Genomic DNA, 14,656 nt, shown 5'->3' on the forward strand with positions numbered 1-14,656 from the left:
TTAATTGGATGTTGAGATTATCGTTTCATTTACCCATAATTGATCTAAAGTTTCACGTGAGCGAATTAAAAAGGCTTGATCTTTATCAACCATAATCTCTGTGGCTCTCGGTCTAGAATTATAGTTGGAACTCATAGAAAAACCATAGGCACCGCTATCCATAATTGCTAAATAATCATCAGCTTGTAGTGCCAGTCGACGGTTTTTACCGAGAAAATCACTGCTTTCACAAATAGGACCGACGATATCATAATTTTTTTTGGGTCTATCGCTATGTTGCATGATGGGTAATATGTTTTGTTCCGCATGATAAAGAGCAGGCCGGATGAGATCATTCATGCCTGCATCGACTATAGCAAAGTTTTTATCCCTATTCGATTTAAGGTATTCAACCTTGGTGACAAGTATACCTGCTTGTGCGGTAATTACGCGGCCGGGCTCGATGATTAAATGAAGTTTAGAGTTTCTTTTTTTCAGTAAAGCTAAAATTTTCTGGCAATATTCTTCAGGGCTTGGAACATTTTCTGATTGATACGCAACACCTAAGCCACCGCCTAAATTAATAGTTTTTAATAGGATATTTTCTTTCTCTAATTGTTCGGCAAGATTTAACAATTGCTCCATTGCTTGTAAAAAAGGATCGAGTGTTGTGAGTTGTGAACCTAAGTGACAGCTAATACCCTGAATCTTTAAATGTTGAGATTGTGCGGCTAAGCGATAGAGTGATAAGGCATCTTCTTCGCTTAGACCAAACTTAGTACCTTTTAAACCGGTTGTTATATAAGGGTGGGTTTTAGCATCTATATTGGGATTGATACGCAAGGCAATCGGAGCCAGTAGACGCAAATTTTTTGCAAGCGCTTCGATTCTGAGTAATTCAGAGGGTGATTCAACGTTGAGGCAGCCAATATTTGCTCGTAAAGCAGTCTTGATTTCCTCGCCGGTTTTACCGACACCAGAAAATACAGTTTGTTTTGCGTTTCCTCCTGCTAGCAGGACACGAGCAAGTTCTCCGCCAGACACAATGTCAAAGCCGGCCCCCCATTTGGCTAAAATAGCTAAAATAGAAAGATTAGAATTAGCCTTTACGGCATAACAGATTTGCTGCGAGTTTTGGAATAACTGTTTAAACCTACACCATTGGCGATGTAAGCTAGCTTTCGAGTAGATATAACAAGGCGTACCATATTTAGCTAATAAGTGTGTGATAGGGATCGCTTCTGCATGTAAAACCTGATTTGAATAATGAAAAGACATTAGGGAGCAGGCTTAGCAAAATGATGAGGGATATAAACGGGTGGTTTTTGATCGGGTAAATATAAAGGACCCATTTGTCCACACCCGGCTAAAAATACAATACTTAAATAAAGAGTGTAACAGCAGTGTTTTGTTCGCATAAAGTTAAAAGTTAATGGGTCTAGAAATTTAATTTATTATCAGCCGAATAGCATCTAAAAAATTTGTTTACTCTAAAGTATAAGAGCCAGCGAAGGATTAAATGAAAACTTCATAAAGCGCTATTGTGAAACCTTGAAACTCCTAGTATATAGTATTCGCAATTGAAATTGCGAGCGGTTAAAAATAATCCATCAATTCTATTGTGCTAAGATTTTACAATCCTGCCTAGGTGGAGTTGACGCCAAAAATTTTAAGTAAAAATTGCTCGTTTTTAACACAAAGGGGAAAATTTAAAAATATTAGGGAGCGGTATATACTGAAAATATAAGTGATTTTTCTTCGGAAGCAATTCGGAAGCAATATAGTAAAAAACAGTCTTAATTTTTATGAGGTTCACAATGGAAAACCCAAGGCCATTAGATTATTTAGAGTTTAATCCGATCCAATCTCCTTCAGCTAGCATCATTTGTTTACATGGACTCGGAGCCAGTGGTCACGATTCAGCCAATATGGCTAGAGCAGTGGCCTTAAGCACAGGCTTTCGTTTTGTTTTTCCGCATGCGCCGGTGAGACCAATTAGTTTAAATGGTGGAGTGAAAATGCCAGCTTGGTATGATATCCATGGCCTAACATTTGGCTCGCCTGAAGATGAGGCGGGTATTCGTGCTGCTGCGCAAAGCTTATTTGAGTTGATGCAAAAAGAAATGGCGCGAGGTATTCCTGCCAATCGGATTGTTTTAGCAGGTTTTTCTCAAGGTGGCGCAATGGCTTTGTACACGGCTTTACGTTATCCACATGCTTTGGCGGGAGTTTTGGCCTTATCGACCTACTTACCCTTACATCATTTTTTAGAAAAAGAAGCGAGTGACGCGAATAAAACAACTCCTATTTTTATGGCTCATGGTGATGAAGATAACGTGGTCGCACCAGCATTAGGCGAATTTTCTTACGAGTGTTTAAAAAAATTAGCTTATCCTGTACAGTTTAATCGTTACCCAATAGGTCATAGCGTTTGTCCACAAGAAATTATGGATATAACACAATGGTTACAACAACGTTTACAAAAATAAAGATAGACTCTTCGCACTTGAATTTTTGACTGTGTTGCCGTTCAATTCGCAATCCTCATGTATCTATTAATATACTCCGGTTGCTCATTTTCTCGGCACCTTGCCAAAATCCAATTGCTGTGAGTATAAATCCGTTATACTCTTTCGCTTTATCCAGTAAAAAAACGACATTTTAAATAGTTTAAGGCGATACAATATTATCATGCAGAATATTCGTAACTTTTCTATTATTGCCCATATTGATCATGGAAAATCGACTTTGGCCGATAGGTTAATACAAGTTTGCGGAGGGTTGTCGGCGAGAGAAATGTCCGAACAAGTACTGGACTCTATGGATCTAGAACGCGAACGTGGCATCACTATCAAAGCGCAAAGCGTTACCTTGTATTATACCGCTCGGGACGGCCAACGCTATCAGTTAAATTTTATTGATACGCCAGGACATGTGGATTTTTCTTATGAGGTATCACGTTCTTTAGCGGCTTGTGAAGGAGCGTTGTTAGTCGTCGATGCCGCTCAAGGTGTCGAAGCACAAACCGTTGCGGTTTGTTATACGGCGGTTGAACAAGGCTTAGAAGTTTTACCGGTATTAAATAAAATTGATTTACCACAAGCCGATCCAGAAAACGTCATCCAAGAAATTGAAGAGATCATCGGCATACCGGCTCAAGAGGCGGTTAGAGTAAGTGCAAAACAAGGGATAGGTATTTTAGAACTTTTAGAAAGGCTCATACACGTTATTCCTCCACCCGTAGGTGATTTACAGCAACCCTTACAAGCCTTGATTATCGATTCTTGGTTTGATACCTATTTAGGCATCGTTTCTTTAGTACGCATAAAAAATGGCAAGCTTAAAGTAGGAGACAAGATCCAAGTGATGTCCACGGGACGCAGTTACCTTATTGATAAATGTGGGATTTTTACGCCTAAACGACAAGAAATGGAGACACTCAGTGCCGGTGAAGTCGGTTTTGTTATTGCGGGTGTTAAAGATATCCATGGTGCACCGGTCGGCGATACCTTAACTCATACCTCGAAGCCAGCCGGCGCACCTTTACCCGGTTTTAAACGGGTCCATCCTCAGGTATTCGCGGGCTTATTTCCAGTCAATACCGAAGAGTTTACCGATTTTCGCGAAGCGTTGGAAAAACTCAGTTTAAACGATTCATCACTATTTTATGAACCTGAAACTTCCGAAGCATTAGGATTTGGTTTTCGTTGTGGTTTTCTTGGTTTGTTGCATATGGAGATAGTCCAAGAGCGCTTAGAACGAGAATACGATCTCGATTTAATTACTACCGCCCCTACCGTTGTTTATGAGATAGTAACCACGCGGGGAGAAACGCTACATGTGGATAATCCGGCTGATTTACCGGCTGCCAATTTAGTGGCTGTGATGCGTGAACCCATCGTTTTGGCGAATATACTCGTGCCACAAACCTATTTAGGGGCAGTGATCACACTGTGTAACGAGCGTCGTGGCATACAAACCAAGTTACTTTATACAGGCAAACAGGTTTCTATCGCTTATGAATTGCCGATGAGTGAAGTGGTTTTAGACTTTTTCGACCGTTTAAAATCTTTAAGCCGGGGTTATGCTTCACTGGATTATCAGTTTATCCGTTTTCAAGAAGCGGATTTAGTCAAGTTGGATATTCTAATTAATGGTGATAAAGTCGATGCCCTTGCTTTAGTGGTACACCGCAGTCAATCACAATATCGGGGCCGTCAATTGGTAGCTAGACTTAGAGAGCTTATTCCACGTCAGATGTTTGAGGTGGCACTACAAGCCGCGATAGGCGGCCATATTATTGCAAGAGAAACGGTTAAGGCGTTACGTAAAAATGTCATCGCTAAATGTTATGGGGGGGATGTTTCACGTAAGAAAAAATTATTAGAAAAACAAAAAGCGGGTAAAAAACGCATGAAGCAAGTCGGTCGCGTAGAGATACCGCAACAGGCCTTTTTAGCTGTCTTGCAACTAGATAAGAAATAATCCTATATAGAGTGACTATGATGAGTTTTAATTTTGAATTTTTTTTAACGATGGCGGTCATCATTTCGGGTGCCATTGCTTTAATAGATAGACTGATTTTTGCGCCTATTCGACAGCGAAAAAAAATTGCTCATCCTTCGATGTTAATTGAATATGCACGTTCTTTTTTTCCTATTTTACTCTTAGTTTTATTATTACGATCTTTCTTGGCTGAACCGTTCCGCATTCCTTCCGGTTCTGAAAAACCTGATTTATTGATCGGTGATTTTATTGTTGCAAATAAATTTAGTTATGGCATACGCTTACCGGTACTTCATAAAAAAATTATTCCCATCGGTGAACCTAAACGGGGTGATATTGTGGTTTTTTTATGGCCGAAAGATCCCTCAATTTATTTCATCAAACGCGTAATCGGCTTACCGGGTGACGTTATTACTTATAAGGATAAAGTATTAACCATTAATGGCCAGCTTGCTCCACAAACTTTACTGGGAGAGAAAACTGATCGAGATGGCTTGAATGAAAAATGGCCGGTATTGTTGAAACGGGAAAATTTATTAGGCGTTCAACATGATATTTATCTACGTCCTGATCAATCATCAACAGATTTTTCAGTTCATGTGCCACCCGGTAATTATTTTGTTATGGGTGATAACCGAGATAATAGTTTAGACAGCCGTTATTGGGGTTTTGTTCCTGAAAAAAATCTCATAGGAAAGGCCATGTGGGTATTTTTTAGTTGGGATAACGAACAACACCGAGTTCGTTGGAATCGCTTGGGTATGCGTATCCATTAGATAAGGTTTTTTATTTTAAGAGGCAATCGTGAAAGCAGAAATAGAAATCTTATGTGAAAAATTAAATTATCGATTTAAAAATCATGAATTATTGGAAGATGCACTCAGCCACCGTAGTTTTCGCGGCAATAAAAATAATGAACGATTAGAATATTTAGGAGACGCGGTACTTAATTTTGTTATAGCGGCGGCTTTATTTCGTCAAAATATTAAAGCGCGCGAAGGTGAGTTAAGTCGCTTGCGTGCTAATTTGGTGCGTGGTGAAACTCTCACCGATCTTGCACAAGAATTCGAATTAGGAAAATATTTACGTCTAGGTGCGGGAGAATTAAAAACCGGTGGCGCGCAACGTAAATCTATTTTAGCCGATGGTATGGAAGCCGTCGTGGGTGCTATTTATCTCGATGGTGGTTTTCAAGTCTGTGAGACTTGCATTCTGCGTTGGTATGCAAATCGTTTAGAAAACGTCGAAACCATTCCCGAGCTTAAAGATCCTAAAACTCGTTTACAAGAATATTTACAAGCAAAAAAATTAGCGTTACCCGTGTACACCATACTCGCTTTAGAAGGGCCCGCTCATCAACAATCCTTTAAAGTAGAATGTCATCTACATGGTTTGCCTAATAAAGCGATAGGGATAGGAAGTAGTCGGCGCCGTGCTGAACAAAAAGCAGCAGAAAAAATTTTAGAGGAATTAGAGTTAATTTATAAAGCTTGAAATCAATACGCAGACTCCCAGTCATTGGACACTTTAGCAAAGTGTCGCGACTATGCCGCCATCGACATGTCTACAATCACCCCGAGGATTGGTGAGTTGAACGGTAACACAGACAAAAATTCAAATGCGAAGAGTGTATAACTATGAAAAATCTAGCAAGTCATTGTGGTAGCGTCGCCATTATTGGACGTCCCAATGTCGGTAAATCTACTTTGCTGAATAAAATCCTAGGTGAAAAATTAACGATTACTTCATCTAAACCACAAACGACTCGCCATCAAATTTTAGGAATTAAAACCGACACACAGACACAGTCCATTTATATCGATACGCCGGGTATCCATCAAAACACGCAACGTCGATTAAGTCGAGCAATGGTCCGATCAGCGATAAATGCTTTAATCGATGTTGATATCATTGGCTTTGTTGTCGAAGCCAATCGTTGGACTGCAGAAGAGGATGCAATTTTAGAACGCTTAAAGCAACAACAACAGCCGGTGATATTAATTGTTAATAAAATAGATAAAATAAAAGATAAGAGTCGTTTACTTCCTTTTTTGCAATCCTGTTATGAAAAAATGCCTTTTTTAGCCGTTGTTCCTGTTTCAGCGCAAAAAGGAAAAAATATTGAGGAATTAGAAAAAGTGATCGCCGAAGCATTACCGATCGCTGAATTTATTTATCCGCCGGATCAATATACGGATCGTAGCCAGCGTTTTTTAGCCGCAGAATTTATTCGCGAAAAATTAATGCGTAGTTTATACGAAGAATTACCTTATTGGTTAACAGTTAGTATCGAACAATTTGTTGAACAAAAAAAAATCATTAAAATTTCTGCGATTATTTGGACAGAGCGATCCAGTCAGAAAGCCATTATTATCGGTAAAAATGGCGAGTTGCTTAAAAAAATTGGCACCGAAGCTAGAATGGATATGGAAACGTGTTTTGATAAAAAAGTTTATTTAGAGCTTTGGGTCAAGGTGAAAGCGGGATGGTCGGAAGAAGAGGGGAGTTTATAAGTTTTATATAGGATAGTTATTTACCTAATTAATGCTTATAATAAACTATCTTAATCATGGAGGATTAAATGAACAATGCAAATATGTGTGCCAAAAGACAAGTAGGTGATAATCGCTTGTCTAAAGAAAACGCAGCATTATTAATGATCGATCATCAAACTGGCTTGATGCAGATAGCTAGAGATTATCAATATGATGAATTCAAAAATAATATTTTAGCTTTAGCGGCTATCGGTAAGTTATATAATTTACCAGTTGTATTAACAACGAGTTTTGAAAAAGGTCCTAATGGACCACTCTTACCTGAATTAAAAAAGGAATTTCCGAATGCTCCTTTTATTCCTAGACCTGGGCAAATCAATGCTTGGGATAATGAAGATTTTGTAAAAGCGGTCAAAGCAACAGGTCGAAAAAAACTGATTATCGCAGGCATCGTAACGGATGTTTGTGTAGCATTTCCCGCATTAGCCGCATTAAGTGAAGGATATAACGTTTATATCGTGGTAGATGCTTCAGGAACATTGAATAAGTCGATACGTGATGCGGCGCTTAGCCGTATGATACACGCTGGAGCTATTCCTATGGGTTGGTTTGCGCTCTCGGCTGAACTACAACGTGATTGGCGGGATAATGGAGAGGGGTTAACCAAACTTTATAAAAAACACTTAGTTCCCTATGATAATCTTATCAGTAGTCACGATGCAAAATAGCAGGTTTTATATAGTTTATCCAATTACATTCTGTGCGCCGACAATGTTATTTTTCATGCTTTGCGATGCGCAATAGAGCTTCTTGTAAAGGTTTAACGTGTATAGTACCTGCAGCATTTTTCAGTAATGCTACACTAGCACTGGATAGCAGAGGGGGCGGGCTTAATTGTGCGTTTGGCGTGTGAAACAGAGGCTGGATATTCCATTCAATATGGGTTAAATCGCGCAAATCCGGATGTTTAAGTAATTTTTGAGTTATATCAGGCAATATATAACGTAAACGGGTAGCCCAGGCCGCACTATCACACTCGACAATTAAATAACCGTCACGAAAATTAGCAATACGCGTATGTTCTTCTAGATCGTTAGAAATTTCAGCTTGCCAGATCTTATTTAGTTTGGTTAATTGCTGTACTTTTTTTTGAATAAACGCTAACACGCTTTCTGGATCTTGCTGCAAGATGCTGGCTGGACTTTTTTCCGGAGCAGATTTTTTTATCATGTTAATCTATTTTCATGGGTAAAATAACCAGTTGTACGCCCAATAAGTGTAAACGTCGTTGTAGCATGATTGCTGTTTCATTATGCAATAAGCGAGTTATCCAGTTATCTTTACTAAAAATCAATTTGCTGGCGAAAAAGATTGAATGTGGAAATTCTTTTATAATTTTTTTAGAGAGAATTGTTAATTTTTCTGTCGGATCGGTCCCATAAGCTGAAAAACCTTTTGCTGCTAAGCCTTGTTCCTGGCAATAAGTGACAAAATAATCCAACATCTCATTCGTATCTTTTTGCATCGTAGTCAATTCTTTTTTGGCACTAAAACTTTCTACGTCGACGATCCCGATCGTAACAAACACAAAATTTTTAAAATGATTCGGGAACATACGTAGTATCCATAACAGATTGTGCAAACCGATACCACGATGTTTCCCTACCATAATGACAGCCGTGGCTTCTTTAGGCTGTAAGGGTTTGACCACAGTCGGTGTTTTTAAGGGTGTGCTAGTCATCAATAGGTCAATATCATGTAATTTATTGAAGACCATGGTGTAATGTTTTTTGACTAATAGACAAATTAAAATAACAAAACTTGTGATTAGCACTGTTACCCAGCCACCGAATGTAAATTTGGATATCAGAGTGATGATCAATATGCTAAAGGTTACTAGAAATGCAAAAGCTGAAAAAAATAATCGACCTACCCAGTGTGGGGATGCATTACTTCGATGGGTGATCCAATAAACACATAGACCTAAAATAGAGAGTGAAAAGGTTAAGAACACATTCATACTATAAAGAATGACTAACCAAGAAACTCGCCCCCCACTCAACCACAATATGAGTAACGCAGCAATACCAAACACAATGACACCATTTTGTGTGACTAAACGACTCGAAAGATGGCGGAAACGATTGGGTAACCAACTATCGATTGACATATTCGCTAACACACTGGGACCTGCTAAAAAGCCGGTATTCGCACCGACTAATAACAGGCCTGCTTCCATCAATAAGGTGACAGTTAACATCACCTTTCCTAATGCAGAATCACCTAAAATTTTATGAAATACGACTGCATTTAAGGTTTGACCATAAACGGGATGCGCATGCCATAACAAATACAGCAAAATAATTCCACCCGCAGTAAAACTTAAAGAAAGCGCCATATAAAACATGGTCCACTTGCCGGTTTGTACGCGGGGTTCCGTCAGTCGATTCACATTGTTGGAGACGGCTTCGATCCCCGTGTAAGTTCCGCTTCCTAATGAGTAAGCGCGTAATAATAAAGCAATAATAAATAACCAACCGGTTTGCTCTGACATTTTGAGTGTGTTACTTAAGGTATCGGAAAACACACTGGGTAAATTACTTTTATGTGCAATGACGCCATAAATAATTAAAAAAAAGTGTGTGGCGATAAAACCTAAAAAAATGGGCATTAAAACCTTAATCGATTCTTTCATACCGCGTAAATTAAGTGTAATTAATAGGATGATGACAGCAGCGGCAGTCAACAGTTTATAATTTAGAAAATAATGAGGTAATAAACTAAATAAAGCATCGATACCGCTGGCGACGGAGATGGTAATGGTTAAGACATAATCGACGATGAGTGCTGCACCGGAAATCAATCCTGCGTGGGGACCCAATAATTGTGTGGCCACTTTATAACCACCACCACCACTAGGAAATAAGCTAATGACTTGATTATAAGCCAGTGCAATGATAAAAACGGTGAGTATGGTAGCAATGGAAATATACAGACCTAAAGAACTGTAATGTGGTCCTAAAGCAATAAATGCTTCTTCAGGACCATAAGAAGAAGAAGATAATCCGTCCGCACCTAGGCCCACCCAGGCTAAAAAAGCCACCAATGCGATATTGCGTTGCGCGTTAGGATTTAAAGGGTTTCGGGGTTTTCCGAGCAAAAAACGACCAAGACGTTGAAAAAAAGTCATTCCCATGTGGATACTGAATAAAATGTTACTATAGCGGGTTAAAGATTGTTTTTGAAGTCATGTTTTTAGGAAAGTTTATTTTTTTTTAATTTTCTCAATGCAGTGTAGATTTTATTTTTGAGTTTTTTAAAAATAGTGAGATTATTTCTAACCGTCTATGCTGAAGTTTATAGGTATAATCGTTAAGCGGATCATAGGTTGTTTAGCTTATTAATAAAATATCGATTTTAATTGATATAAAAAGGACTTGCTATGAAGAAAAAAGAGTTTAGAAAGTTAAATAAATTATTAAAAAGAGCATTCTGGCAAGAATGTCGTTTAGTGGGTAATTCTAATACCGCTTACAGGATTGAATTTCGCAGTCGATTAACTGTGGGCGAATTTACACAATTTGTAGAGGACTGCAAACTATTTTTATCCCATTATGAGATAGAAATAGGGTCCATTTTTACTATTACTCAAGGAAAATTATGTAAGCTATTTACAATACAGATAGGCAAATTACCACCTACTGAAAAGCTTGCAGAAAAAATGAAGGAGTTAACTCATACAATCCAATTACATGATGCATTTTATCAGGATACTGCTCTGCAGATAAATTTGCTTTTAGATCACGGTGCCAATATTAATAGTAAAAATATTGCGGGTGAAACCGTATTACATGCTGCGGTACGAATGGGTTATGACAAGATTGTTAATCTGCTTATAAAGAGAGGGGCCTCACTCAATATTGTGAGCAACAGAGGTGAAACACCTTTAAAGATTGTGGATCAAAAAAAGGATGCTGTGATGGGAAGAGTACTTATTGACGCACTCTTACACAAAGATCCAATCACTGGAAAACCCAATTTTAAAACGCAAGAATTAAATGATTATTGGGATGAGCAGATGAAACTATTAATAGTTAAACCTATTGCGCAGCTAACTAGTATAGAAGGAGCGGCTGGAGAGATAGAATGTAGACTAACGGATCAGAAAATCAAAGATATTATGCAATTTTTTTCAGATATCCCCATTCTTCAATCTCCTCTTGAGGATTCAGACGAACAGATGAGGGAAAATCTACTTTTGCAATTGTAGGTAAATAAAATTGACTTTCCTATACTTTATTGAAAGAAAGTCGTTCAAAATACTGATAGGACTTTTTTAGTTGTTTAGTTAAGATACACTAAAAAAGTCCTTTTTCTTTATTGGGGGTTAGCTGGATGACAACATCATCAGAAAATCGATATAAGATCCCATGTTTAGCATCGCATTGCTTAGATCCGCTTCACCAGTTAGAACAACACTTATTGGTAGCACAAACCACAATTGAAAATTGGTTGCGTGAACAATGGCGTAAAACACCGGCTCCTTTTTATTCTTCAGTTGATTTACGCAATGCGGGATTTAAATTAGCTCCGGTCGATACCAATTTATTTCCAGCGGGATTTAATAATTTGAATGAAGCTTTTGTGCCGTTGGCAGTCCAAGCGGCACAGGAAACCTTAGAACGCTTAGTACCAGGATGTTTACGTATCTTATTAATCCCAGAAAATCATACCCGAAATAATTTTTATTTCGAAAATCTTTATAGGTTACAGGATATTTTGAGTAAAGCCGGTTTTGAAGTGAGAGTGGGATCCTTACTAGAAGACATCAAAACAACCAAAGAAATTAAGTTAGAATCAGGCGGAGTGATAACATTAGAACCGATCCATCGGCTAGCGAATCAGATCAAAGTCAGTGATTTTTTACCCTGCTTGATTCTATTAAATAATGATTTAGCAAATGGTATCCCTGAAATCCTACAAGGAATCAAACAAATTATTTTACCTAATATTAGTTTAGGTTGGTATAAGCGTTTAAAGTCAAATCACTTTGCTCACTATGAGCAAGTAACAAAAGAATTTTCTCAATTACTGAATTTAGACCCTTGGTTGATTACTCCTTATTTTTCACGTTGTGCCGGTGTTGATTTTATGCAACGTGAAGGTGAGGCGTGCATGATAGAAAAAAGTCAACAAATATTACAAAAAACACAAAAAAAATATACGCAATATCATATTAAAGAAAAACCCTATGTCATTATTAAGGCAGATGCAGGTAGTTATGGTATGGGTGTGTTGTCTATTCGCGAAGCGGAAGAAATCTCACAACTTAATCGTAAAAAACGCAGTGATATGATGGTTTCTAAAGGGAGTCGACCTATTGATCAGGTGATTATCCAAGAAGGAGTTTATACTTTCGAAACGTGGAATGAGGCGGTTGCTGAACCCGTAGTGTATATGCTAGGACAATATGTAGTGGGTGGTTTTTATCGTGTCCATACCGGTCGCGGTGTCAGCGATAATCTGAATACACCGGGTATGCAATTTGAGCCTTTACCTTTTGTGCAAGCGTGTAATATTCCCGATCATAGCGGACAACCAAAAGGAAAATGTGCAAATCGGTTTTATGTGTATGGTGTCATCGCACGATTGGCTTTATTGGCGGCGGCACGTGAACAAGCCGAAGTTTTAAAGAAAGCGGAGTAAACCATGCTTAAGCCTCTGGGTGTGATTATGGATCCCATTACCGGGATTAATCCTAAGAAAGATACTACCTTGGCCCTATTGCTAGCAGCACAGCAAAGGGATTGGCCGATTTTTTATATGGAAGCTAGGGATCTTTTTTTAGTCAATGACAAACCTTATGCACGCATGCGCAATTTGCAAGTCAAAGATGATGAGAGAAGTTGGTTTACTTATGACAAGGAAACGATTGCCCCACTTGCCAGCTTATCGGTGATATTGATGCGTCAGGATCCTCCGGTAGATAGGCAATATATTTATACGACACAATTGCTCGATAAAGCGGAGCAGCTTGGCGTATTAATTGTCAATCACCCACAAAGTTTGCGTGATTTTAATGAGAAACTGTTTACATTAAATTTCCCTCAATGTTGTCCTCCCAGTTTAGTGACATCCAGTATCCATGCGGCACAAAAATTTTTGTTGGAACACCAAGATATTATTGCTAAACCATTGGATGGAATGGGTGGCTATTCAGTGTTTCGATTGCGCGTCAATGATCCCAATAACAATGTCATCTTAGAAACCTTAACCGCTAACAACCAATCTTATATGATGGTACAGCGCTATATTCCCGAAGTGCGTAGTGGAGATAAACGTATTATTATGATTCATGGTGAACCTATTCCTTATGCTTTGGCACGTGTCGCGCCGCCCGGTGAAACGCGAGCTAATTTGGCGGTAGGTGGAATAGGTAAGGCCGTTAAATTAAGCGAACGCGATGTTTGGGTTTGCCAACAAGTGGGGCCTCGTTTACGAGAAAAAGGTTTGTTATTTGTTGGCTTAGATATCATTGGTGATTATTTGACCGAAATTAATATTACCAGTCCTACCGGTGTACGTGAAATCGATGCACAATGTGATCTGAATATCAGCGCGCAATTCATCGATACAATTTTTCCTAAAGCGTCATTATGAGTTTAGTTTGGAAATTAAATTTTAAAAATTGAACTAAGCTATTAACTGAGTGGATTGATTAATGATGAAAGGATTGCTCAGGTGATACAACCATCCAGTATACAATTGAATGATTTTAAGGAATTATTAACGCCGCGACCTAGAGATGCTCATAAGGGATTATTTGGTCATGCACTGATAGTCGGCGGTGATCATGGCATGATGGGAGCTGTACGTTTAGCAGGAGAAGCCGCGTTGCGTGTGGGGGCGGGTTTAGTCAGTGTGGCTACTCGAGCTGAATCCGTTACTGCCATCATCAGTCAGCGTCCTGAAATCATGGCGCATGCAGTTAAAACGAGCAACGATTTGTTGCCGTTACTCAAAAAAGCGAGTGTTATTGTACTAGGAACAGGATTAGGTCAGTCCCGTTGGTCACAACAATTAGTGACGTCTCTTTTAAAGGTTTCGCAAACCAAAGTATTGGATGCCGATGCTTTAAATTTACTGGCAAAACGCCCTAAAAAATCAAACAACTGGATACTAACACCTCATCCAGGTGAAGCAGCGCGATTATTGGACTGCACGGTTAAAGCGATTCAAACGAATAGAATTAAGGCAGTTAAGGCATTGCAAAAGAAATATGGTGGTGTTGTTGTACTAAAAGGAGCAGGTAGTTTAGTCTGCACTCACCAATCACTACGAATATGTCTAGCGGGTAATCCTGGCATGGCCAGTGGAGGCATGGGTGATGTTTTAAGTGGAGTAATCGGCGGACTTATGGCGCAACATTTCACTTTACAGCAAGCAGCAGAGTGTGGTGTTTATTTACATGCAATGGCGGGTGATAAAGCGGCTAGACTAAAAGGTGAGCGTGGTTTATTAGCCAGTGATTTAATGCCGTATTTATATCAACTCATCAACTGAAGTCTTAACAGTTTAATTTCTTACCGTATAAAAATAAAATACTATACTAATTGAGGTTCAATGGTTTGATTTTAGAGAGATGGATCGATCAGGTTAAAACAATCATTATCTGA

At 38.8% G+C, this 14,656-nt stretch carries 14 protein-coding genes; 10 read left to right on the plus strand and 4 right to left on the minus strand.

Annotated elements, in window-relative coordinates; genetic code table 11:
* Together lysA and ACICP9_RS02325 are read right to left on the minus strand one after the other, a co-directional pair.
* Positions 1-1,257 (minus strand): diaminopimelate decarboxylase, encoded by a 1,257-nt coding sequence (lysA, locus tag ACICP9_RS02320; RefSeq protein ID WP_395498523.1) that lies wholly within the window; start codon positions 1,255-1,257, stop codon positions 1-3.
* Positions 1,257-1,397: an LPS translocon maturation chaperone LptM gene (locus ACICP9_RS02325; RefSeq protein WP_395498525.1), complete on the minus strand. Its 141-nt coding sequence runs from the start codon at positions 1,395-1,397 to the stop codon at positions 1,257-1,259. The genes lysA and ACICP9_RS02325 overlap by 1 nt, the downstream gene beginning before the upstream one ends.
* A gap of 399 nt (positions 1,398-1,796) precedes the next feature.
* Between ACICP9_RS02325 and ACICP9_RS02330 the strand changes: the two genes are divergently transcribed.
* From ACICP9_RS02330 to ycaC, 6 genes are all read left to right on the plus strand, one after another.
* Complete coding sequence (locus ACICP9_RS02330) at positions 1,797-2,468, plus strand: alpha/beta hydrolase (RefSeq protein ID WP_071662399.1); 672 nt, start codon at positions 1,797-1,799, stop codon at positions 2,466-2,468.
* A 202-nt stretch (positions 2,469-2,670) separates the two neighbouring features.
* Positions 2,671-4,464 carry a translation elongation factor 4 gene (gene lepA, locus ACICP9_RS02335; protein ID WP_395498527.1) on the plus strand — a complete coding sequence of 598 codons (1,794 nt, stop codon included), beginning with the start codon at positions 2,671-2,673 and terminating at the stop codon, positions 4,462-4,464.
* A 20-nt stretch (positions 4,465-4,484) separates the two neighbouring features.
* The gene (gene lepB / locus ACICP9_RS02340; RefSeq protein WP_395498906.1) at positions 4,485-5,261 is read left to right on the plus strand and encodes a signal peptidase I; all 777 of its coding nucleotides are present in this window, start codon (positions 4,485-4,487) and stop codon (positions 5,259-5,261) included.
* Between the two features lie 28 nt (positions 5,262-5,289).
* Positions 5,290-5,979, plus strand: coding sequence for a ribonuclease III (gene rnc, locus ACICP9_RS02345; protein WP_395498529.1), 690 nt, complete (start codon positions 5,290-5,292; stop codon positions 5,977-5,979).
* 143 nt (positions 5,980-6,122) lie between these two features.
* A complete protein-coding gene (era, locus tag ACICP9_RS02350) occupies positions 6,123-6,998 on the plus strand; it encodes a GTPase Era (RefSeq protein ID WP_395498531.1) in 876 nt (291 codons plus the stop codon).
* A 68-nt stretch (positions 6,999-7,066) separates the two neighbouring features.
* Positions 7,067-7,708, plus strand: coding sequence for an isochorismate family cysteine hydrolase YcaC (ycaC, locus tag ACICP9_RS02355; protein ID WP_084028710.1), 642 nt, complete (start codon positions 7,067-7,069; stop codon positions 7,706-7,708).
* A 46-nt stretch (positions 7,709-7,754) separates the two neighbouring features.
* Here the strand turns inward: ycaC and ACICP9_RS02360 are convergent, their stop codons facing one another.
* Together ACICP9_RS02360 and ACICP9_RS02365 are read right to left on the minus strand one after the other, a co-directional pair.
* Positions 7,755-8,210: a DUF721 domain-containing protein gene (locus ACICP9_RS02360; RefSeq protein WP_395498533.1), complete on the minus strand. Its 456-nt coding sequence runs from the start codon at positions 8,208-8,210 to the stop codon at positions 7,755-7,757.
* A gap of 1 nt (position 8,211) precedes the next feature.
* Positions 8,212-10,170, minus strand: a complete 1,959-nt coding sequence (locus tag ACICP9_RS02365; RefSeq protein WP_395498535.1) for an APC family permease — start codon at positions 10,168-10,170, stop codon at positions 8,212-8,214.
* Between the two features lie 252 nt (positions 10,171-10,422).
* Here ACICP9_RS02365 and ACICP9_RS02370 point away from each other — a divergent pair, with 252 nt between their 5' ends.
* The 4 genes from ACICP9_RS02370 to ACICP9_RS02385 all read left to right on the plus strand — a co-directional run bounded on the left by ACICP9_RS02370 (position 10,423) and on the right by ACICP9_RS02385 (position 14,543).
* Positions 10,423-11,250 (plus strand): ankyrin repeat domain-containing protein, encoded by an 828-nt coding sequence (locus tag ACICP9_RS02370; protein ID WP_395498537.1) that lies wholly within the window; start codon positions 10,423-10,425, stop codon positions 11,248-11,250.
* A gap of 125 nt (positions 11,251-11,375) precedes the next feature.
* Complete coding sequence (gene gshA, locus ACICP9_RS02375) at positions 11,376-12,686, plus strand: glutamate--cysteine ligase (protein ID WP_395498539.1); 1,311 nt, start codon at positions 11,376-11,378, stop codon at positions 12,684-12,686.
* A gap of 3 nt (positions 12,687-12,689) precedes the next feature.
* Positions 12,690-13,640: a glutathione synthase gene (gene gshB / locus ACICP9_RS02380; RefSeq protein ID WP_395498541.1), complete on the plus strand. Its 951-nt coding sequence runs from the start codon at positions 12,690-12,692 to the stop codon at positions 13,638-13,640.
* A gap of 81 nt (positions 13,641-13,721) precedes the next feature.
* Entirely contained in the window at positions 13,722-14,543 is an 822-nt protein-coding gene (locus ACICP9_RS02385; RefSeq protein WP_071662389.1) for an NAD(P)H-hydrate dehydratase, read from the plus strand.
* The last annotated feature ends 113 nt before the right edge of the window (positions 14,544-14,656 follow it).

The organism is Rickettsiella endosymbiont of Litargus connexus (assembly GCF_964277335.1).
GTDB classification, from domain to species: domain Bacteria; phylum Pseudomonadota; class Gammaproteobacteria; order Diplorickettsiales; family Diplorickettsiaceae; genus Aquirickettsiella; species Aquirickettsiella isopodorum.